The 1,988-nt window shown below is 31.1% G+C and carries 1 protein-coding gene; it reads right to left on the reverse strand.

All coding sequences use genetic code 11. The features are described from left to right. On the reverse strand, positions 1-1,988 hold a 1,988-nt coding region (locus MBCUR_RS02060), incomplete at both ends, for a DUF11 domain-containing protein (protein WP_157077563.1).

Genomic DNA, 1,988 nt, shown 5'->3' on the forward strand with positions numbered 1-1,988 from the left:
TGTATATTAATCTACTATCTAAAACATCAGTAATAACCAAACCAGTCGCATTATCAGGACCATAGTTAGTTACATTAATAGTGTATAAAACAAGTATGCCATTTAAGACAGATCCAGACACATTAGAGGTTTTAACAACACTAATGTTCACAGTAGGAACAACAGTAATATTAGTAGTATTATCAGGAGTACTACTATTATTTCCAGTGTTGTTTTCAGTAAGATTAGTAACATTTGCAATATTCACAATACTGCCAGTACCATTTAAACGGACAAGAATATCCAAAACAATACTCTCATCATTAGCTAAAGTGTTAATATCCCAAACACCAGTACTAGCATCATAACTAGTTCCACGAGGACTAGTACTATTAATATAAATCAATCTACTATCCAAAACATCAGTAATAACCAAACCAGTCGCATTATCAGGACCAAAATTAGTCACATTAATAGTATACAAAACAAATATGCCATTTAAGACAGATCCAGATACATTAGATGTTTTAACAACACTAAGATTTACAGTAGTGACAACAGTAATATTAGTTTCATTATCAGGATTACTGCTGTTATTACCAGTGTTATTTTCAGTAACATTAGTAACATTCGCAATATTCACAATATTACCAGTACCATTTAAACGAACAAGAATATCCAAAACAATAGACTCACCATTAGCCAAACTACCAATATACCATACACCAGTACTTGCAATATAACTTGTAAATCTTGGAGATGTACTGTTAATGTATATTAATCTACTATCTAAAACATCAGTAATAACCAAACCAGTCGCATTATCAGGACCAAAATTAGTCACATTAATAGTGTACAAGATGTAAGCACCATTCAAAACATTACCAGACACATTAGAAGATTTAACAACACTAATGTTCACAGTAGGAACAACAGTAATATTAGTAGTATTATCAGGAGTACTATTATTACCAGTATTATTCTCACCAACATTAGTAACATTCGCAACATTCACAATGCTACCAGTACCATTCAAACGAACAAGAATATCTAAAACAATAGACTCACCATTAGCCAAACTACCAATATACCATACACCAGTACTTGCAATATAACTTGTAAATCTTGGAGATGTACTGTTAATGTATATTAATCTACTATCTAAAACATCAGTAATAACCAAACCAGTCGCATTATCAGGACCATAGTTAGTTACATTAATAGTGTATAAAACAAGTATGCCATTTAAGACAGATCCACTTACATTAGATGATTTAACAACACTAATGTTCACAGTAGGAACAACAGTAATATTAGTAGTATTATCAGGAGTACTACTATTATTTCCAGTGTTGTTTTCAGTAACATTAGTAACATTAGCAATATTCACAATATTACCAGTACCATTTAAACGGACAAGAATATCTAAGACAATACTCTCACCATTATCCAAAGTGTTAATATCCCAAACACCAGTACTAGCATCATAACTAGTTCCACGAGGACTAGTACTATTAATATAAATCAATCTACTATCTAAAACATCAGTAATAACCAAACCAGTCGCATTATCAGGACCAAAATTAGTCACATTAATAGTGTATAAAACAAGTATGCCATTTAAGACAGATCCAGATACATTAGATGTTTTAACAACACTAAGATTTACAGTAGTGACAACAGTAATATTAGTTTCATTATCAGGGTTACTACTATTATTACCAGTATTATTCTCAGTAACATTAGTAACATTAGCAATATTCACAATATTACCAGTACCATTTAAACGAACAAGAATATCCAAAACAATACTCTCACCATTAGCCAAATTACCAATATTCCAAACACCAGTACTTGCAATATAGCTTGTAAATCTTGGACTTGTACTGTTAATGTATATTAATCTACTATCCAAAACATCAGTAATAACCAAACCAGTCGCATTATCAGGACCAAAATTAGTCACATTAATAGTGTACAAGATGTAAGCACCATTTAAGACATTACCA

Source organism: Methanobrevibacter curvatus, from assembly GCF_001639295.1.
GTDB classification, from domain to species: Archaea; Methanobacteriota; Methanobacteria; order Methanobacteriales; family Methanobacteriaceae; genus Methanoflexus; species Methanoflexus curvatus.